This is a genomic window from Limnobacter humi (assembly GCF_024518835.1).
In the GTDB taxonomy this organism is placed as follows: Bacteria; Pseudomonadota; Gammaproteobacteria; order Burkholderiales; family Burkholderiaceae_B; genus Limnobacter; species Limnobacter humi.
This window is the reverse complement of record NZ_JANIGO010000001.1, coordinates 153,554-173,509: the sequence shown is the minus strand read 5'-3', so window position 1 is coordinate 173,509 and position 19,956 is coordinate 153,554. Positions and strand designations below refer to the sequence as shown.

Annotated in this window: 15 protein-coding genes and 1 pseudogene; 10 read left to right on the top strand and 6 right to left on the bottom strand. The window is 55.6% G+C overall.

Annotated features, from left to right (window positions below; genetic code table 11):
* Window positions 1–21: 21 nt before the first annotated feature.
* Complete coding sequence (locus NQT62_RS00835) at window positions 22–1,404, bottom strand: hypothetical protein (RefSeq protein ID WP_256762637.1); 1,383 nt, start codon at window positions 1,402–1,404, stop codon at window positions 22–24.
* A 2-nt stretch (window positions 1,405–1,406) separates the two neighbouring features.
* Window positions 1,407–3,374 carry a hypothetical protein gene (locus NQT62_RS00830; RefSeq protein ID WP_256762635.1) on the bottom strand — a complete coding sequence of 656 codons (1,968 nt, stop codon included), beginning with the start codon at window positions 3,372–3,374 and terminating at the stop codon, window positions 1,407–1,409.
* Between the two features lie 198 nt (window positions 3,375–3,572).
* Between NQT62_RS00830 and NQT62_RS00825 the strand changes: the two genes are divergently transcribed.
* Window positions 3,573–4,463, top strand: a complete 891-nt coding sequence (locus tag NQT62_RS00825) for a DMT family transporter (protein WP_256762634.1) — start codon at window positions 3,573–3,575, stop codon at window positions 4,461–4,463.
* Window positions 4,464–4,471: 8 nt separating this feature from the next.
* Here NQT62_RS00825 and NQT62_RS00820 read toward each other — a convergent pair whose 3' ends face one another.
* Window positions 4,472–6,682 (bottom strand): hypothetical protein, encoded by a 2,211-nt coding sequence (locus tag NQT62_RS00820; protein WP_256762632.1) that lies wholly within the window; start codon window positions 6,680–6,682, stop codon window positions 4,472–4,474.
* 227 nt (window positions 6,683–6,909) lie between these two features.
* Here NQT62_RS00820 and NQT62_RS00815 point away from each other — a divergent pair, with 227 nt between their 5' ends.
* The 8 genes from NQT62_RS00815 (at window position 6,910) to NQT62_RS00780 (ending at window position 13,847) form a co-directional block, all read left to right on the top strand.
* Window positions 6,910–7,929, top strand: coding sequence for a sulfate ABC transporter substrate-binding protein (locus NQT62_RS00815; protein ID WP_256762631.1), 1,020 nt, complete (start codon window positions 6,910–6,912; stop codon window positions 7,927–7,929).
* A gap of 42 nt (window positions 7,930–7,971) precedes the next feature.
* On the top strand, window positions 7,972–8,637 hold the full coding sequence (locus NQT62_RS00810) for an RBBP9/YdeN family alpha/beta hydrolase (protein WP_256762629.1): 666 nt from the start codon (window positions 7,972–7,974) through the stop codon (window positions 8,635–8,637).
* A 20-nt stretch (window positions 8,638–8,657) separates the two neighbouring features.
* Entirely contained in the window at window positions 8,658–9,428 is a 771-nt protein-coding gene (locus NQT62_RS00805) for a hypothetical protein (RefSeq protein ID WP_256762628.1), read from the top strand.
* Between the two features lie 97 nt (window positions 9,429–9,525).
* Window positions 9,526–10,362, top strand: coding sequence for a sulfate ABC transporter permease subunit CysT (gene cysT / locus NQT62_RS00800; RefSeq protein ID WP_370569112.1), 837 nt, complete (start codon window positions 9,526–9,528; stop codon window positions 10,360–10,362).
* Window positions 10,359–11,240, top strand: coding sequence for a sulfate ABC transporter permease subunit CysW (gene cysW / locus NQT62_RS00795; RefSeq protein WP_256762627.1), 882 nt, complete (start codon window positions 10,359–10,361; stop codon window positions 11,238–11,240). The genes cysT and cysW overlap by 4 nt, the downstream gene beginning before the upstream one ends.
* A 22-nt stretch (window positions 11,241–11,262) precedes the next feature.
* The gene (locus tag NQT62_RS00790; RefSeq protein WP_256762626.1) at window positions 11,263–12,276 is read left to right on the top strand and encodes a sulfate/molybdate ABC transporter ATP-binding protein; all 1,014 of its coding nucleotides are present in this window, start codon (window positions 11,263–11,265) and stop codon (window positions 12,274–12,276) included.
* Window positions 12,273–13,205, top strand: coding sequence for a CysB family HTH-type transcriptional regulator (locus NQT62_RS00785; RefSeq protein WP_256762625.1), 933 nt, complete (start codon window positions 12,273–12,275; stop codon window positions 13,203–13,205). The genes NQT62_RS00790 and NQT62_RS00785 overlap by 4 nt, the downstream gene beginning before the upstream one ends.
* Before the next feature lie 36 nt (window positions 13,206–13,241).
* Window positions 13,242–13,847, top strand: a complete 606-nt coding sequence (locus NQT62_RS00780) for a nitroreductase family protein (RefSeq protein WP_256762624.1) — start codon at window positions 13,242–13,244, stop codon at window positions 13,845–13,847.
* 10 nt (window positions 13,848–13,857) lie between these two features.
* Here the strand turns inward: NQT62_RS00780 and NQT62_RS00775 are convergent, their stop codons facing one another.
* Entirely contained in the window at window positions 13,858–14,397 is a 540-nt protein-coding gene (locus NQT62_RS00775) for a flavin reductase family protein (protein ID WP_256762623.1), read from the bottom strand.
* 173 nt (window positions 14,398–14,570) lie between these two features.
* On the opposite strand from NQT62_RS00775, the gene tgt reads away from it, so the two are divergent.
* Entirely contained in the window at window positions 14,571–15,713 is a 1,143-nt protein-coding gene (gene tgt, locus NQT62_RS00770; protein ID WP_256762622.1) for a tRNA guanosine(34) transglycosylase Tgt, read from the top strand.
* A gap of 91 nt (window positions 15,714–15,804) precedes the next feature.
* Here tgt and NQT62_RS00765 read toward each other — a convergent pair.
* Window positions 15,805–17,196 (bottom strand): annotated as a pseudogene (locus NQT62_RS00765) (chemotaxis protein CheW); the annotation flags it as partial.
* Complete coding sequence (locus NQT62_RS00760) at window positions 17,193–19,634, bottom strand: methyl-accepting chemotaxis protein (RefSeq protein ID WP_256762621.1); 2,442 nt, start codon at window positions 19,632–19,634, stop codon at window positions 17,193–17,195. The pseudogene NQT62_RS00765 and the gene NQT62_RS00760, both read right to left, overlap by 4 nt.
* Window positions 19,635–19,956: the final 322 nt, after the last annotated feature.

Genomic DNA, 19,956 nt, shown 5'->3' with positions numbered 1-19,956 from the left:
GCACGCCCGCTGTGTGCTTGTCTAGCGGAACCCCAACTTCAGTTTGTTGACATGCTCTGTCAAGTCACCGGCTGGAAGGCCTCTCAGGCGCTGCATCTCAAGATTGACGCGGGCTTCGAACATGTTTTCGCCGATGATGGCCATCGGGCCTTGCTGATTGGCCAATGTTCGGTCCTGGTTTGGCAAAGCCTCCAACCCCTCCTCAATCAACGCGTCGACACGTTGGCGTGTTTTGCCAGCCAGTGTGGCCAGGTCTTCACCCACTTGCCTTGATTTGGCAGCGATGTCCATGGCTGGGTCGATGCCACTGGGCACGTCCAACAGCCGTTGCATGATGCCGGGGGCGCAGGGGTCTTCCCGATCAATTTCGATCAAACGCTCCAGCAGTGCCTGGTTCAGGTTATTTTTCAGGGGTATGTCGGTTTTTGCCGAGATGTACTGGATGACATGGCCCAGCACTTGCCGCGCGATGACAGGTACACGCCAATTCGAGTCGGCGTGTGGGTTGGTCAAGGTTTTTTCCATGCCGCGCAGAATGTCCTGTTGCCGAGGGTGTTTGTCAGCCAGTTGTTGAATTGCCTGTCGCATGTTGGTTGGCGTCATCTCGTTGGATTGCCTGTGCGCTGCCTTCATCAGGTTGAGCAGCCGCTCGCCGTTGTCACGCACTGCAGCGTCGTGCACGGTTTGCCCAGGTAGCGATGTACCCACACCGTTGAGCCGGTTTTCCAGTCGTGTGGCGAGGTCATCGGGGCGAAGTGGAATCTGCCGGGAAATCAGGGTGCGGTTGTTCAACAGGGCGGTTATTTCCTGACGGCTGTACACCACGCCGTCCAGATTGAATTCGGTCTGGGCTGGACACAGTTGCTTCACCCAACGGTCGAGCATCTGTCGCAGATTTCGCTCCAACACCACGGAGTATTGATCGCTCAGGCATTGCAAGGCCATGTCGATGCCGTAAGACGCAAAGTAATTGGCTTGCCTCGGCGCATTTAAAAACTGGATGCTGTCGTGATCACGCAATTGATCGCTTAGAACCTGGCACAACGATGCCTTGACCGCTTTCGGGCAATCAGCCTCGTTCATGGCATTGGCCATGGCTTGCAAGAGCGCCATGCGGTTGCTCTCGCTGAACTGCCGATTGGTTGCGAAACACTGAAGTTCGGTTGGCGTGTAGCGTCGCCCCGGTTGGAATCCAGTGTCGACAGGTCGGGGTGGTGGGTCTGGTAGGGCCAGTGGGTTGGTTGGCACTGCATCGAGCTGGTTCAAGCGCACGGGTTGCGGAATGGCGGCCACCCGAAGCCCAGCGGGATTGGCTTGGGTGGGCTGTTGGGTTGGGGTGGTTTCTGTGGGGGGCGTTTTCTGCCCAAAACAGGAAAAAATCGCGCTTTTGATTCCAAACGGCATACTCAGTGTCCCCCGCGGTTGAATTGCTCATCGATTAAGACATCACCAACGCCATGGGCTCGAAAAGACTGGGCCAATTCACCGGCGCGGCACCAAAGTTTGCAGCGTTGCACGCCAGACTCCTGGGTGCCGTCGCTGTTGAGGCTGAGCCAATTCCCATGGCGGTCCGGCACAATGGTCAAAAAGTGCCCGGCCTGCCGACCCGTCCGGACGATGATCGGACAGTCCTTGCCTTGCGCCAGCGACTGCATTGCAAAACTTTCCAGCCCTTGCATGGTCTGAGGTTGTGCGTGGATGTCGAGGTGCATCAGGCGGCTGGGTAGGTGCGGTGGGTGATTGCGTTCAAGTTCTGTGTTCAGTACAGCCTTCAAATCAGCAACATCAATGCCACGTTGGGCCGCCAACCACATGTCCGGCGTGATCACCAAATCGCGAATCGCCATGAGTTCAGCACGGTGGTTTATCCAGTTCTTTCCCTGTGCAGCTGGACTGGCGTTGACCAGTTGTTGCCATCCTTGCCAGCGGGTCAACTCACTGCTCATGTCCAACGCTTGGGGGTCATTCCCGATAAATTCCTGTTGGGTGAGCTGCACCGGTTTTTCAGCAAACAGTGCCCTCAACAGTTTGGGGTGCATGAAGCCTTTTTGCTCATGAATCGGTAGGCCCAGTGCCTGGTAGGTATCCAGTTGTCGGGCGGCGACGTGTGCAGCCATGGCTGATGCACGGAGTCGGTGTTGCTGGAAAAAGCCGTTGATGGCCTGTGTGCCGCATTGCATGTGTTCAACCGGGGTTTTAAAGGCCAGTCCGTGATCCCGACAGTCCAGCCAAGGGGTGGCTGAGGCAGTCCTGTGCACGGGCCTTGCTGGTTCAGGTTTGGGTTCGGCTTGGGCGGGGCGATTCAACAGGTGCCGTTTGAAGCCTCGGATGCATGCACCATCGATCAGCGGTTGACAGATGTTTCCAAGCGATGGCGGCAGTAGATGCATGCCAACGTCCCGGATGCCCTTTTGAACAAAAAATGTTTCAACATCGCACGACTCTTCACCCCGAAACTGGGGCTTTTCCGGGCTGATGATCGGTAACAGTTCTTCAACAGCACCAATCCATTCGCCGCCGTGGCGGCAGTTCAGCTCGCCCCGAAACTGTCGGCCCAGACATTCTTCCTGTGCAGTCACCAATTGGGCGATGCGGGGATATTGGGGGCAAATAATACTTGGGCACTGCGGACTGTCCTTGTAAGTGTCGGGCAGTGAGCGCAGGTGGCTGTCCATGCAGTCTTTGATGTGCATGAGTTGCTGAGCCCGTTGGTTGGGGTTGGGCAGGTCAACCAACGGTATCTCTGTGACAGGAACATCAAAGGTGTACTGAAGATTGGCATCGTAAACCTGAAAAGTCCATTGAGGAGAAAACACCGATGCAATCGCTGGCGGCGTGGTGAACGCACCAACCAGCGAACACCCGTGGCCCAAGGGAATTGCGTCACTTCGCCTCAGTTGCTCGACATATTGCTCAACTGGACTCAGACCATTTGCATCTCGAATGTAAACAAAGCCTTGTTTGCTGCTGAGCGAGGCACGAAGCTGCGGCATCAGGCTGGCCACCGTTGGTGGATGTGACATGGATTCGACCCCACCGGTGAACCGATGGGTAACACCGAAAGGAAATGGTGGTGGTTGGTTTGAAGGGCGCTGCGTGGAAAAGGTGACGGAGCGAAGGTGATGAGCCGCCGGGTGTTGCGCCGCTGGGGTTTTCCGGGCCAGATTCTCCAGATGCGGGCTGTCGTTCGCATTCAGGCACATGGGTCTCTTGAAAATGTCCGATGAGCCACGGGCCAGCGCCTGAACCATGCCGTATAACTTGCCGCGCAATGGCTGGCGACGCTCGGGTGTTGCCTCAGGGGGCTGGAATTGATGGTCCAATAACGCCCTGTTGGAAGAACTTGATCCAGCCGATGCTTGTGTGTGTGGCATTGCGTGTCCCCGCCATGAAATGGACCACTATGTGCGACTTCCATTCAGATGGTTCGTCCATGGTTCCGGTGTGCAGAACCTGGTTCTGGTCGCCAACCCGAGCCGCGCGTATCTGGGTATTCAGCTAGGGCTTGCACCAAGGGCCAGTGTTGGGGGTATCCATTACACTACAGGCCTGTCGGTTTTATTGCCTGGTCCATGCCCGCTGTTCGTCTTACCCTTCTTCAATTGCAGCTTCTGCTGGGCATGACCGTGGTATGGGGCATCAACTGGCCAGTCATGAAGTACGCGGTCACGCATTACACGCCCTTGAGCTTCCGTTTTTTCTGCATGTTGCTGGGGGCCTTCATCATGTGGGGTTTGGCGGCGGCCATGAAGGTATCGCTGCGCGTTCCCAAAGCATTGTGGGGGCGAATGCTGTGGCTCTGCCTGCCCAACATGATTGGTTGGCATGTGTTCTGTGTGTTGGCGGTGAAAGAATTGAGTTCAGGTCGGGCAGCCATTCTCGGCTACACCATGCCGGTGTGGACGGTGCTCACTGGGCTTCTTTTCAAGCACCCGGTGGGTGCACGGGGCTGGATCGGATTGGCGTTGGCCATGGTGGCAACGCTGTTGTTGCTGAGCTCGGAATTCAATGCGATTGCCGGAAGCCCGTTGGGTGTGCTCCTGATGTGCATCGCAGCCGGCAGTTGGGGGTTGGGTACCACCCTCATCAAACGTTTTCCGGTGGATCTGCATCCGCTGGCGTTTACGCATTTCATGATGTGGCCCACCATGGCAGCCATGGGCACACTGGCTGTGGTGCTGGAAGGTTTGGGTCCTGGTCACTTGCCGACCACTTGGCCACAAATCTGGCCGATTGTGTACAACGCCGTGGGCGTGTTTGCATTTGCACAGGTGGGCTGGTTCACCTTGGCCAAGTCGTTGCCGCCAGTGGCATCCAGTTTGTCCGTCATGATGATTCCGGTGGTCGGTGTCATGGCCGGCGCATTCTTTCTGGGCGAGGCACCACACTGGCCTGACTTTGCAGCGCTGGGTCTGATTCTGACAGCCATGGTGGTTGTGCTGTTGCCCAGGCGCACCGCGTGAGCCTTTGATCACATCAAGCGATTGTGTGCGTGAACACCGTCGGCCTGGTCAATACACTCCAGTTGCAATCCAATTTGCAAGCCGCAACGGCGCTGATTCGACTGACGGTGATAGACCCGAAACGAGGTTGGTCGGTATGAATCAGGACTGTGCTGGACAGTGTTGATACCCTGTTGAAGCGTTTGGCTCAGCGCTGGATGATGATTGGCCAGCAAGTCAAGCAGTGCTTTGGCCCGGTTAATTTGGGTAACACAGTGTGGTCGAAGCTCCGCCCTGGCTGCATAAGTTAAATTGCTGGCCCGGTTGTTTCTGCAATCATTCAGGAATGTGTTTAATTCCTGTTCAGCCTGGGCATGAGAGCACTGCTTTTGTTGTGCGCGCTCGGAAATCCATGTCGCTTTGTGGGCCTGGATGCTTGATACAAAATCATGCACATGTTGATATTCGACCTCGATGAATGACATGGGGTGCACAAGGCCGTCTGACTCAACCCAGTCCTGTCTGAATGATCGACTTGCGCTACCCACTGTCCAATCTGCCGACCATGGGGTTCCGTTGGTCAACCGCATGGATGGGTCGGAATGGTTCATTGGCGATTTCACCTCCAGCTTCGCACCCACAGCGCATTCAAGTCCGTGCAACCGGCTCTTCTTGTGCACCCGGATTGCGCCTGTGTTGTCCACCAGTTCTCGTCTGGACCGACGTGTCCACCGCAACCTTGCAAACAGATTGCAGCACAATTCAAACACCACACATTTCAGGCTGGCGGTGGCTTCCAACTGCGCTGAGTGGCTGTGGGTTTTTTCACGATAGTTCCCCAGTTCTGAAATCGACAACTCCGGATAGTTGGCCAGTAGGTATTTTAAAAAATCACCCGGTTCAGACAATCCCCCGGGCCTGTTTACCAGGTCAGCCAGCAAGGCTTTGAAGCGTTCTCGCAGAGTGGATTCCTGGCCGCGAATTCTTGGCATGCGCAAAGCGATACCCTCCATGTGGTTGACCTCGCTCTGCAGAGCCTCCAGCTCGACACCGCCATGAATATCCAAGGGTTCTATCCCCGGGCCAGCGCCGATACCAACGCCGGTGCGAAACAGTGTTCCTCGACGGCTGATCAATAACAGCTCCATGTTGTAGGGTGGCATGGCCATTTCGAAACCAGCCTGGCGAATGCCATGCAAGCTGAGTTTGATTTTGACGCGGATCAACAGTCCCGTCAGACATTGAATCAGACGGATCGACAAGCCCTGCAATGCAAGACCAGCTCGTCCACCGCCATACCAACGCAGCCGTGACGCGCCCTGAATGTTGTCCACCAGGTGGTTCAGTGTGCTCAGCAGTCCGCCACGGCTAAAAGCGCGGCCTGGCTGTGAAGGCAGTTCCGTGATCGGCTTGCTGCCGCCGCGGTCCGCACCCAGTAACCCCCATTGCAGGTTGTTGAATGGATGCTTACCGGCCATCGGCCATGCGCGGGCCCATCGCCGGCTTTGCTCGGCCCGTTTGAGCCAGGTACCGAGTTTGAGCAGGCGTCGTTCAATCCGTTGAAATTGTGCGGACTGCTTGTCTGGATCCAGTCCGTTACGAAGCGCATTGACCACCCAATCTGCTGATGCCGGTTGGGAAGGCTGCCCGCACAATCGCGATAGTGCAAGGTTTGCGGCCTGAACGGCTAGATCCGTTTGTTGGACTGGCAATTCAGATTGCCAAACAATGTCCGGAAATCGTCCCATGCTCCGACTCACAGCGCAACAAGCTTTGGCGAGATTTTCCAGCCAACGGATTTGATGTTCGTCGTGTGGTAAATGACGAACGCCTTTGGATCTTAGCCATTCGCCGCCAGCTGGCATGGCCAAAGCCGTCATGAAAGCAGACCAAACCGCCAATTCACCGGGCGTCGATGGACCCTGTGCACGGCGGTGAATGTATTGAACAGGGTCAAAGTCGCACAACGCTTGCAGGCTTGTTCCGTGGGTCAACACCCTGTCGAGAATCATCTTGTCCAGCGTATGGTTGTCGGGCAGGGTTGGGTACTTCGGTTCAGTGGGTGAGCTGTGTGGTATGGGCGGATTGGGCACAGCGGGCACCACTGCCTTGAGAGGTTTCAACGCTGTGGCCAGCGACGAGGATCTGGAAAACCAAAGCGTTTGTGTGTTGCGATTCTGAACTCCCCATTGCCAGCGGCCGAGGGATTTCGCCTGTTGTGGATGAACTGCGGTGGACATGTCAGTTTCAGGTGCATGGTTGGGCAGCACTTGACGATAGGGGAGTGCTGGTGATTTCGGCAACGACACAAATTGTCGAACCTTATATGGAGGATGTTGGAACTGCCGGCGCACGGCGGTTACTGCAACTGAAACGCATAAGCTCAGAAGTTTTTCTTCGTTCACAGCAGGCAGCCCTTTTCCTACCATGGTCCTTGTTGAACCCTGAATCAGAACAAGGACTCCCCATGATTTCCAAGACATTGATCAAACACCTGGCCGGCTTGGGCCTGGCAGCAGTGGCTGCCTTTGGTTCGCCTGCCCATGCAGCCGACATTCAATTGCTGAACGTGTCTTATGATCCCACCCGCGAGCTGTACCAGCAGTACAACCCGGAATTCGCCAAATACTGGAAAGAAAAAACCGGTGACAACGTCACCATCAAGCAGTCTCATGGTGGATCGGGCAAGCAAGCCCGTGCAGTGATTGATGGGCTGGATGCCGATGTGGTGACGCTTGCTTTGGGTTATGACATTGATGCCATTGCCCAGGAAAGCAAAAAGCTGCCCGCTGGCTGGCAGAAAAATTTTGCGCACAACAGTTCACCCTACACATCCACCATTGTGTTTCTGGTGCGCAAGGGCAATCCCAAAGGCATTAAAGATTGGGATGACCTGACCAAGCCGAACGTCGCCGTGATCACCCCCAATCCCAAAACATCGGGAGGGGCCCGTTGGAACTACCTGGCGGCCTGGGGGTATGCCCTGAAGAAGTACGGCAACAGTGAGGCCAAAGCCCGGGAATTCACCGCCAACCTGTTTAAGAATGTGCCTGTATTGGATTCCGGTGCGCGAGGCTCTACCAACACCTTTGTGCAGCGGGGTATTGGAGACGTGCTGGTGGCCTGGGAGAACGAGGCCATTTTGGCTGTGAACGAACTGGGGCCGGACAAGTTTGACATCGTGGTGCCGTCCCTGAGTATTCTGGCCGAGCCCCCCGTGGCGGTGGTCACTGCCAATGCTGAAAAGAAAGGCACGACCAAAGTGGCTCAGGCTTACCTGGAATACCTGTATTCACCGGTGGGGCAGAAGATTGCTGCTGAAAATTACTTCCGACCCATCAAGCCCGAATTGGCGGACCCCAAGGACATCAAGCGCTTTCCCAAAGTAAAAACTTTCACCATCGATGACGTGTTTGGTGGTTGGGCCAAGGCGCAGAAAACCCACTTTGATGACAACGGCGTGTTCGACCAGATTTTCAAGCGCTGATTTTTCGGGCTATCCCTTGCTTGTTCACCGACGAGGTCTGCCATGCAACCCCCGCTTTGCCTGACTGTACCCGGCTTGCATGGCAGTGATCCCGATCACTGGCAAAGCTGGGTGGAACGTGAGCTACCCAACACCCGCCGCGTACAGGGCATTGATTTTGACAAACCGGTGGTTGCTGCCTGGGCTGACGCGATTCGCGACAATGTCCGACAGGCGCCAGGACATGTCATTTTGTTGGCGCACAGCTTTGGATGCCTGGCCAGTGTGATGGCCATTTCCGACCATGAAAGCAAGGTGTGTGCAGTGGTGTTGGTCGCACCGGCAACGCCCCGTCGGTTCGGTGCTTCCGGGCTTCTTGGTGAGCAGGCCGGGCAGGCTCACAGTCTTGTGGAGTGCATGCCCGTTGTGCCATTGAAGGTGCCTGGCCTGGTGGTTGCCAGCACCAACGATCCATGGATGAGTGCCGAGGAAGCATTTGGATGGGCCGACACCTGGGGCCTGCATGCCCTCAGTTTGACCAATGCGGGTCACATCAACACCGCATCGGGCCATGGACGATGGCCATCCGTGCTTCGTTTGGTTCAAGGTTTGCGGGACAACTGGTCGCCCATCCCCTTGGGTGAGCTGGAGCCCCAAACACAACCAGTCAAGCAGCGCTTTACCGCGTTGGCAAAGGCCCGGCGCATTACCCGGGTCGGTCTACAGTAAACAAACAGCTGGATCATTTCATGAGTGCACATCACACATATCCCCACACCCAGCCGTTGGAGCGTGTTCAGCAGGCTGTTGCGCGTCTGCCTGCCTTGCCACGGGATGACAAGGCCTTCTGGCGGCATGACAACGGCGTTGTCCTTGGGCGATTTCAGGACCTGGTGGTCAGCAGCGGCTTGTCCCCCATTGCGCATGTGTTGTCGGGCGAGCGCATTGGCCATGTTGCCCACACCGTGGGCTTGGATGGTGCAATTCAAGAACTCACCTTCGAAAATCTGGACAGCAACACCTACATCGCCAGTGACCGCCTGATTCGCGCGCTGCACACCCTGAATTATTTTGGCGTCAGCCCAGAACCAGTTCGTTTGTTTCTGGATGTGAATCAACGGTTTTTCACCTCGGTGGTCGACAACCACGGTAAAGCATTCAGAACTTTGATTGAGTCGCTCGGTTTGAGCCCCACCCATTTCGTGATTCAAGTGGTGGCCAATGCAGTCACCGACCTGAGTACCCTGGCATTTGCAGCCGACAACTACCGGCGCAATGGCTTTTTAACGGGTTTGCACGCCCACAGTTCACTGGAGGCCAATAGCCTGATTGCGCAAATCCGTCCAGACTTCCTGTCGGTGTGGGTCACAACAGACTGGAATCTGTCTGAACTTCCAGCCTTGTACGCAGCCGCAGCTGAATTCCGAGTCACACCCATTGCCCGGTATTCCGGTGATCTGTCCCTGGCGCATGCGGTACAGCAAGCCGGATTTGAATTTCAGCAAGTGGGCCCTACATAAATTTTTCTTATATCCAAGCAATTTTTTAATCGTTCGGTTTTCACAACCCCTCCCCTAGACTGTTCTTTCGTCAAAACACCCTTTGAAAGGATTGATCGTGTCGCAGGCCTCCGCCCGGCGCGTACTGCCTGGCTTTCATCTGACGCTTGGCTACGCGCTCACCTACCTTTGCCTGATTGTGCTCATTCCGCTGTCGGCTGTGTTCCTGAAAACATTCCACATGGGCTGGGCTGATTTTTGGGCCGTCATCAGCAGCCCCCGCGTGGTGGCATCCTACAAGCTGTCATTTGGTACATCCCTGTTGGCAGCAGCCATCAATGCGGTATTCGGTCTTTTGCTAGCCTGGGTACTGGTTCGATACACCTTTCCCGGCAAGCGCGTGATTGATGCGCTGGTGGACCTGCCTTTTGCCTTGCCCACGGCCGTGGCCGGTATTGCGCTGACCGCCTTGTATGCCGGCAATGGCTGGGTGGGGCAATACCTGGAGCCCCATGGCATACAAGTGGCTTTTAAACCACTGGGCATTTTGGTGGCGTTGATTTTCATTGGTTTGCCGTTCGTGGTACGAACTGTTCAGCCTGTGTTGGAGGACGTGGAAACCGAGCTTGAAGAGGCTGCGGCCAGTTTGGGTGCCAATCGACTCAAAACCTTTGTGCATGTGGTGTTGCCCATTATTTTTCCGGCGCTGCTCACCGGTTTTGCGTTGGCGTTTGCCCGGGCCGTGGGCGAGTACGGTTCGGTGATTTTTATCGCAGGCAACATTCCCATGGTGTCTGAAATCACGCCGCTCATGATCATCAGCCAGTTGGAGCAGTACCACTACAACGGCGCAACAGCCATTGCCGTGGTCATGCTGGTCATTTCATTTCTGTTGCTGTTGGCCATCAATGGCCTGCAAGCCTGGACGGCCAAACGAACTGGGAGAGCCTCATGAGTGGTGCGGTGGCCTTGCGTGTGGGGCATTCACGCGCTGAACACCTGCAAAGCCTGTCGGCCACCCGGGAAGCACCCTGGGTTAAATTCAGCCTGATTGGTCTGGCCTTGTGCTTTTTCACCTTGTTTTTATTGCTGCCTTTGCTGGCGGTGTTTGCGGAAGCATTCCGACAAGGGGTTGAGGTTTACAAAAATGCACTGCTGGATGAAGAGACACTGTATTCACTGCGGTTGACACTGCTGGCTGCTGCGATTGCACTGCCCCTGAATTTGGTGTTTGGTGTGGCGGCGGCCTGGGCGATTGCAAAGTTCGAATTCCGCGGCAAGCATTTCCTCATCACCTTGATCGATTTGCCGTTCTCGGTGTCGCCCGTCATTGCCGGTCTGATTTATGTCTTGTTGTTTGGTTCGCAAGGCTGGTTTGCACCCTGGTTGCAAGCTTGGGACATCAAAATCATTTTTGCAGTCCCGGGCATTGTGTTGGCGACGGTGTTTGTTACCTTTCCATTTATTGCTCGGGAGCTGATTCCCCTCATGCAAGCGCAGGGCAAAGAAGAAGAGGAAGCAGCGGTCGTCTTGGGCGCACGGGGTTGGCAAACATTCTGGTACGTCACTCTGCCCAACATCAAATGGGGTTTGCTGTACGGCGTTATTTTATGCAATGCCCGCGCCATGGGCGAATTCGGCGCCGTGTCGGTGGTGTCGGGCCACATTCGTGGTGAAACCAACACGCTGCCGTTGCATGTCGAGATTCTTTACAACGAATACCAGTTTTCAGCGGCCTTTGCAGTGGCATCCCTGCTGGCCTTCCTCGCCTTGATCACCCTGGGTATCAAAACCTGGGTTGAGCACCGTGCAGCACAGCTGGGCAATCATTGATTGAACAATTCAGGCAAATATCATGAGCATTCAGGTCAGAAATATTCACAAGGAATTCGGCACCTTTACCGCGTTACACAACGTCAACCTCGATTTCCACAGCGGCGAACTGGTGGCTTTGTTGGGCCCGTCGGGTTGCGGTAAAACCACCTTGCTGCGCATCATTGCCGGGCTTGAACAGGCCGATTCTGGTGAGGTGATTCTGGATGGTGAGGAAACCTCCAACACCCATGTGCGCGACCGCAATGTCGGCTTTGTGTTTCAACACTATGCCCTGTTCAAGCACATGACTGTGTTTGACAATGTCGCATTCGGTTTGCGCATGAAGCCACGCGCCGAACGTTTGAACAAGGCCCAAATTGCGGAGAAGGTCCACAGCCTCTTGAAGCTGGTTCAATTGGACTGGCTGGCCGATCGATTCCCGTCTCAGCTCAGTGGTGGCCAGCGTCAACGGATTGCACTGGCACGGGCGCTGGCTGTGGAACCCAAAGTATTGTTGCTCGATGAGCCTTTTGGCGCGCTGGATGCCAAGGTGCGCAAAGAATTGCGCCGCTGGCTGCGCCGCTTGCATGATGAACTGCACATCACCTCCATCTTTGTAACCCACGACCAGGAGGAAGCCCTGGAAGTGGCCGATCGGGTGGTTTTGATGAATCAGGGCAGGGTGGAACAGATCGGGACGCCGGAGGCGGTTTATCAGCACCCGGCCACGCCATTTGTGTATGGTTTTTTGGGGTCGGCCAACCAGTTTCATCGCGAAGAGTCGGTGGCGTTTGCGCGTCCCCATGAAATTGACATCCACACCGCACCCGGTCATGCTGCTGGCATTCCTGCACGCGTGGTGCGCTTGCTGCGGTTTGGTCTGAGCACCCGGGTGGAGCTGGATTCGCTGGATGAAACAGCCACGCAGCACTACGAGGTTGAACTGGGTGCTGAGCAGGCGCAGGCGTTGAACCTGTCCGAAGGCCAGTTGGTTCATTTGTCAGCCAAACAGCTCAAGGTGTTTGAACATTCCAAGGTGGCCCTGGCATCATGAATTTTCAGCAGCTGCGCATTGTCCGCGAAACCGTCCGCCAAGGTTATAACCTGACGGAAGTGGCCAACAGTCTGTACACCTCGCAGCCGGGTGTGTCCAAGCACATTCGTGATCTGGAAGAGGAACTGGGGGTTGAATTGTTTGTTCGGAAGGGCAAACGCTTGATGGGCTTAACCGACCCTGGCAAGGAATTGTTGGTGGTGGTGGAGCGCATGTTGCTGGATGCACGCAACATCAAGAACCTAGCCGAGCAGTACAGCAGCCGCGATGTGGGTCAACTCACCGTGGTAACTACCCACACGCAGGCCCGCTATTCCTTGCCTGAGGTGGTGAACGCATTCAAGCGGCTGTTTCCCAAAGTGCATTTGCGCCTGCACCAGGGCAGCCCAAAGGAAATCACCCAAATGCTGCTGGATGGCCAGGCGGACATTGGCATTGCCACCGAGGTGTTGGGCAATGTGGACGACTTGGTGACCTTCCCGTATTACCAGTGGAAGCACCAAGTGGTGGTCAAGAACGACCACCCGTTGCTGCAATTGGACAAACCCACACTGGCCGACGTGGCCGAGTATCCGGTCATCACGTATCAGGAGGGCTTTACTGGGCGTATCAAAATTGATGAAACCTTCACGGCCCATGGCTTGAATCCCGACATCGCCATTTCTGCACTGGATGCCGATGTGATCAAGACTTACGTGGAGCTGGGACTCGGTGTGGGCATCATCGCCAGCATGGCATTCAGCAAATCCAAGGACACAGGCCTGGCTTTGCTCAACCTTGAAAACCCTTTTCCGGCAAACACCACCAGCATTGCGGTGCGCAAAGGCCACTACCTGCGCAGCTTCGCCTACAAATTCATCGAGCTGTGCAATACAGACTTGAATGAAGCCCGATTGCAGTCGGTTTTGAACGAACGGCTGGTGGATTGACTACAATCAAGCATTGTGATCGACACAGTGCAAGCCATGAGCCAATCCAACACAACCGGCCGCCAGCCGGATTATCCAGTGGAATCCTTGATCCTGGAACGCTGGTCCCCCCGATCATTTTCGGCTGAGCCGGTCACACAGGCGCAGTTGATGAGCCTGTTCGAAGCGGCCCGCTGGGCGCCGTCTGCCAGCAATACCCAACCTTGGCGCTTTGCATGGGCGCTGCGGGGTGATTCGCATTGGTCAGCCTTCCTGGATTTCCTGGTGCCTGCCAATCAGCGTTGGGCGCAACAGGCAGGGGCTTTGTTGGTGATCATCGCCAAAAACAGCGCGCTCAAACGGGACTCCACCGAGTATGCGCCTTTAAAAAACCACGCATTCGACACCGGTGCTGCCTGGGCCAACCTGGCGCTGCAAGCGCACGCCATGGGCTTGGCCACTCACGCCATGGGTGGGTTTGATGCCGCAAAAGTTCAAGCCTACCTGAAAGTGCCTGGGCATTACACCGTGCAAGCCTGTGTGGCGGTTGGCCAGCCTGGCCCCAAGCAGGCATTGCCTGACGATTTGCAGGCGCGGGAAACACCCTCCGGACGAAACCCGGTGCAAAGCTTTAGCGGACATGGTGAATTGAACTGGGACTGAATGAACCGATTCAGTTCCGGAAATATTTCCGAGAGCGGTACACCAAGGCTTCACCCTCGCGGTAATCGCAACGCAGCACTTCGCCAATCATGATGGTGTGGTCGCCTTCCTCGTAACGGCTTTTGACCTTGCATTCAAAGTGGGCCAGGGCATGGGGAATGAGTGCACAGCCCCCCAGTCCTTCGATGATGTCCAGGCCTTGAAAACGGTCGCCTTTGAAAGTGGAAAAGCGCGTGGACAGCTCTTGCTGGTCCGCAGCCAGTACACTCACCCCATAGTACTCAGCCGCCGCGAAAGCGTCGTTGCTGCTGGATTTCTTGGACAGGCTCCACAACACCAACGGCGGGTGCAGGCTGACGGAATTGAAGGAGTTGGCAGTGACCCCCACCAGTTGTCCGTTCGCTTTGCGGGTGGTGATGATGGTGATGCCGGTTGCAAATTGTGCCAATGCTTGTCGGAACAAGTGGGCATCCAGCTCGGCGTCACCTTCGCGTTTCTCGGCTCGCACGAATTCTTCGGCTTGCAGGGGCGAGTCCACAGGTTTATGCATGATGTACTTCTGATCTTGAATGCCCTCATTGTGCCAAACCTTCGCCTGCTGTGCTTGGATTCGTTTTTGAATCGCCACTCCAAACACCGAAAATGAAGTGCATGTGATTGAAATGATTTAGAATATGCGCCTTTTCAAGCACACATGACGCCTGTTCGCAGGCCTGATCCGCCGTGAACACCAAGCCCCAGTCCAGTCTGTCCTTCACCCTCAAAACCACCTCTGGGCAAGCCCGACGGGGTGAAATCCGCACGGCTCACGGGGTTATACAGACCCCCATTTTCATGCCCGTCGGCACCTATGGCACCGTCAAGGGGATGACACCGCAAAACCTCAACGACATCTCCGCGCAAATTATTCTCGGCAATACCTTCCACCTCTGGATGCGGCCCGGGTTGGACATCATGGCCAAGTTTGGCGGCCTGCACCGATTCATGGGTTGGGACGGCCCCATCCTCACCGATTCCGGGGGGTTCCAGGTGTTTAGTCTCGGGGCCATGCGGAAAATCAAGGAAGAGGGTGTGCACTTTCGCTCGCCGGTCAATGGCGACAAGCTGTTCCTGACACCCGAGGAAAGCATGCGCATTCAGACGGTTCTGAATTCGGACATCGTCATGATTTTCGATGAATGCACCCCCTATCCGGCCACATTGGAAGAAGCCCGTGCGTCGATGGAGCTGTCCATGCGCTGGGCGCGTCGTTCCCGCGATGCGTTTGATGAACTGGGTAACACCAATGGCTTGTTTGGGATCGTGCAGGGCGGCATGTACGAAAGCCTGCGCGATGTTTCACTGGCTGGGCTGACCAATATTGGTTTTGATGGTTACGCCATTGGCGGTTTGTCCGTTGGCGAACCCAAAGACGACATGCAACGCATTCTGGCCCACACAGCCCCTCAACTGCCGGCCGATAAGCCCCGATACCTGATGGGGGTGGGCACCCCGGAAGATTTGGTCAATGCCGTGGGGCAGGGCATCGACATGTTTGATTGTGTGATGCCCACCCGCAATGCCCGCAATGGTTGGCTATTTACCCAGCATGGGGACATTCGGATCCGGAATGCAAAATTTCGCAACGATGAAAATCCGCTGGATGCGCAGTGCAGTTGTTACACCTGCCAGCATTTTTCACGGGCGTATCTGCACCACCTGGACCGCAGCAAAGAAATTCTGGGTGCGCAGCTCAACACCATTCACAACTTGCACTACTACTTGGAACTGATGTCTCAGATGCGACAGGCGATTGAGGACCATCGGTTTGATGCATGGGTTCAGTCATTCCATCAGGCGCGTCAGGGTTCAATGCAGCCAGGCTGAGGCACTCAATCAATTGGCGCTGTCCATGCAGGCGCACTTCCACCATCCGTTGGTTGCTGCGCGCTGGTCCGTGGCGCGCTTGTCGCTCCATGCCCAGCACCGGTACTGTGGGTGACCACAGCGCCTGCTCGATGGAGGTAAGTTGTCCCACGGCATACCCAACCAATTGTTGATGGTGATGATTCACAATCACATTGGAATCGCCATCGAGCTGCTGCCGTTCAAGGCCCAGGGTTTGCGCCAGGTCGTAAACGGGTATCGCATTTCCGCGATGCGTTAAAAAGCCACGCAAGGGTTGGTGCTTCGGGAAGCCTTCTACAATGCCACGGTAGGGGAGTACCTCGGTTACCTCTGCGATGGGCACCGCAAACAGGCCATGTAGGTTGAAAACAATCACGCGCTGATCCGCTGTCAGCGTGTGTTGCGTTCCGCCAATCCCTGTTATCTCCGGCTGCCGCTCGGTTTCCGCTTGATGAACCACCGCAGCCAGTTCAGCCAGCGCAGGGTCTGTCAAAAAACCTTGTGCGTTCAACACATGGTGGTGGCACTGGTCGGGTCTGTCTGGGTAGAGCAGCGAATTGGGAATCACAGACGACATCAAGTCGCTGCGCAGTTGGGCCAATGGCGGCAATGCAATCGTCTGCCGCAGATCGACGCGCACAATGTCCACAATCTGGTCAATCAGGATTGCCAGTTCTCCACTGGCGTACTTCAGCACCAAGGCTTGGGGTTGTCGTTTGGTGTCTGGCATCGCCCCGAAACCGAGGTATTCGCCCAGGCAAATCGCAGGAATGCGTTTGCCTCGGAAATCCACATGCCCCTTGAAATAACCGCCAGCCAAATCGCTGGGTTCCACCACAGGTTTTGGAATGGTGGTTTCAATGTCGCTGGGGTTGATGGCATACGAAACCCCGGCGTTGTTCAGCAACAGCATCGGCGAATCACTGGATGTGGTGTCGGAGATGGCGTTGGCCTCCTGACTGGATTGGACCAAGCCCTGTCGCTGTGGCTCAGGGTCTTCCACACTCACCACGGCAGGCAAATCGAACAAGGCCTCCACGTTCAACAGGAAAGCGGTGGTGTTGTTCGATGGGTTGATGAGCGTGCCGGAGCTCAGGCGTCCCAAGTGGTCGGTGCTGTGCAAGGCGCGAATGCTCGATGCATGCTGAAAAAACAGGCTATTGACCTGGCTCGACAGCACACCGATCATGCGGTGCTGATGGGTCAGCAGCAGGATGCAATCGTCGCGATGGGCTGGATGCTGCTTGCCCAACAACTTGAGCAGGTCCATCACTGGAACCTCAACACCCCGAACATGGATGGTGCCCATCAGCCAGTCTGCGCCGTGGGGAAATGCACGCAGTTGGCGAAGTGGAATGGCTTCCCGCAGATCGGCCAACGGAAGCGCCAAGTGCAAATCACCGATTCGGAATGCGCCATACCCGGTGGCGGTTCCGCCTGGTACCGGGTTTGTCAGGCTCATGCTGTGCGCCCGCGTTGAGTGGATACCGACAAGGCCTCAATCAGCTGAATTACTTCCCGTGCGTTGAATTCCTGACCGCTGACTTTCCCGATCACATCACGCAACGATTCACCGGCAGATTGCAGCAGTGACACAATCTGGTCCATGTGTGCGGCCACGGATTGTTGCGTTTCCGAACTGTCATTGACCTGAGCTAGATTTTCTTCAATCAGGGTGGCAATCTCGCGTGCTGCCAAGCCGCTGCTTTCGGCCAGCTTGCGAACTTCGGCCGCAACCACTGAAAAGCCCACCCCGTGCTGTCCGGCCCGTGCAGCTTCAATCGCGGCGTTGAACGCCAGCAGGTTGGTTTGGTTGGCAATGTCACTGATGGAGCGGACAATTTCCGACACTTTCTGGGTGCCATGCTGCACCGCGTGAATGGCGGCCAAGGAGCGTTTGATGTCACGGGCACCCTGCTGGGCAGAATCCAGTCCGCCGTCAGCCGACTTGACCACTTTGCCAGACTCTGCCGCGATCTGGTCGATGCGTTCGACCACATGCCCAATGCTCTTGCGCATCAACTCCGTTTTCTGGTTGATGCTTTGTTCCAGTTGAACTTCCTTGGTGACGTCGTACGCGTATTTGATGATCTTCGTCACATTCCCATTCAAGTCCAGAATCGGGTTGTAGGTGGCTTGTATCCACACGTCCCGATTGAATTTGCCCACCCGGTGAAAGCGACCACTGATGAATTGACCTTCATTGAGCTTGAGCCAGAAATCACGGTATTGCTCGCTCTGGGTGTATTCCAGTGAACAGAAAATGCTGTGATGCTGGCCTTGAATTTCCCGCAAGGTGTAGCCCATGGCGTTGAGAAAATTGCGGTTGGCCGTTAGCACCTGGCCATCCAGATTGAATTCAATCACCGCCTGCCCCAGGTTAATGGCTGCAACCTTTGCCTCAAATTCCTGATTGCGCAATTTGGAGTCAGTGATGTCGCTGGCGAATTTCACCACTTTGACCAGGTTGCCACGGGGGTCATACACCGGGTTGTACGTGGCTTGAATCCAGATTTCCCGACCATTCTTTGAGACCCTTTTAAATTCGCCCTGCTCGAATTGTCCGCGGCCCAGGCTTTCCCAAAAAGCTTGGTATTGGGTTGAGGCGCCGTATTCTGGATCGACAAACATGCGGTGGTGACGTCCCTGGATTTCTTCCAGACCGTATCCCATCAAATTCAGAAAATTGGCATTGGCGGTCAACACCTTGCCAGTCATGTCAAATTCAATCACCGCTTGAGCCCGGTCGATGGCCCCCAGTTTACCCTGGGCGTCCATTTGCAGGTTCTTGCCGTCGGTGACGTCCTGCATCAGGTAAATCACTTCGAGCAATTCACCGTTGATACCGAAAATCGGGCTGCGCGTGCCAGTGAGCCAAATTTGGCGGTTACCCGCACCTTTCAGGCGCAGTTCCCCGGTGATGGAACGGCCATCTCGCAGCTTGGCCCACTCGGCATAATAATGCTCGTGGCTGACGTCCTCATCAAACATCAGGAACGAATCCAGCTTGCCGTGCAGGTCACTGTCTGAATAGCCCAACGTGGTGCGCATCAGTGGGTTGCTGCCCACAATTTCACGGTTGCTGTTGAGCTCCAATACACAGTTGCTCTTGGACATCGCATCGAGCTTGGCCTGAACTTTGATGGACTGCAGCTTTCGGCTGGTGATGTCGCTACAGAATTTCACCACCTTCACCGGCTTGCCTTGAAGGTCCATCACCGGGTTGTAGCTGGCCTGAATCCAGATCCGCCGACCCCCTTTGCCCACACGCAGGTATTCACCTGAATCGTAGTTGCCTTCGCCCAGGCTTTTCCAGAAAGCACGGTAAGCAGCACTGTTGACGTCGGCCGGTTCAACAAAAATGCTGTGGTGCTGGCCAACCACTTCCTTCAGGGTGTAGCCCACCAACTCGAGAAAGTTCGGGTTGGCCGACAGAATATTCCCCTGTAGATCAAATTCGATGACACCTTGGGATCGATTGATGGCAGACACTTTGCTTTGGTTCTCCAGCGCTTCCTGCTTGTTCGCAGTAATGTTGCTGGCAAACTTTATAACTTTGGTCACTTGGCCGTCTGGACCCTGAATGGGGGTGTACGTCGCGTGCAGCCACACTGGTTCGCCTTGGCGGTTCAACCGCATGAACTCGCCGGTTTTGTATTGTCCGTTGGCCATGTCCTTCCAAAAATGCTGGTAGTCAGCGCTCTCGGCATATTCCGGCGTACAGAACATGCGATGGTGTTGACCCAACACCTCGGCAGCCCGGTAGCCCATGGTGTCCAGGAAGTTCTGGTTGGCCGACAGGATATAACCTTTGGGGTCGAACTCGATGATGGCTTGGGTGCTGTCCAGTGCGCGGTTGGTAGAGTCTTGCGGGCTGGCGTGGTTTTCGGCTTCCGACATGTCTGTTTCCTTGGGGGCGATCAATGCATCGGGTTGTGCCCGTCAAGCGATGGGCTTTGAGCCTAGTGTGAGGGTTTCGCAACCGGGGAAAACCCCGAATAGGGGTAGAAAGTCTGGCTCATTCCACAGAATTGGCCCCAATAGGGGGGTCAGGCTGTTGTAAGGGATGATCGGTTTAATAGCGGTTAGCTAGGCGTGGAGGGATGTGACCCGATGCCCGTCTGCTGTAATTACAACAAGACGACAAAAATCGAGCAAATGCTCAAAGAACCCCAGTGGATTGATTTCACTGGGGTTTTTTCATTTTAACTGTCGGCTCTTG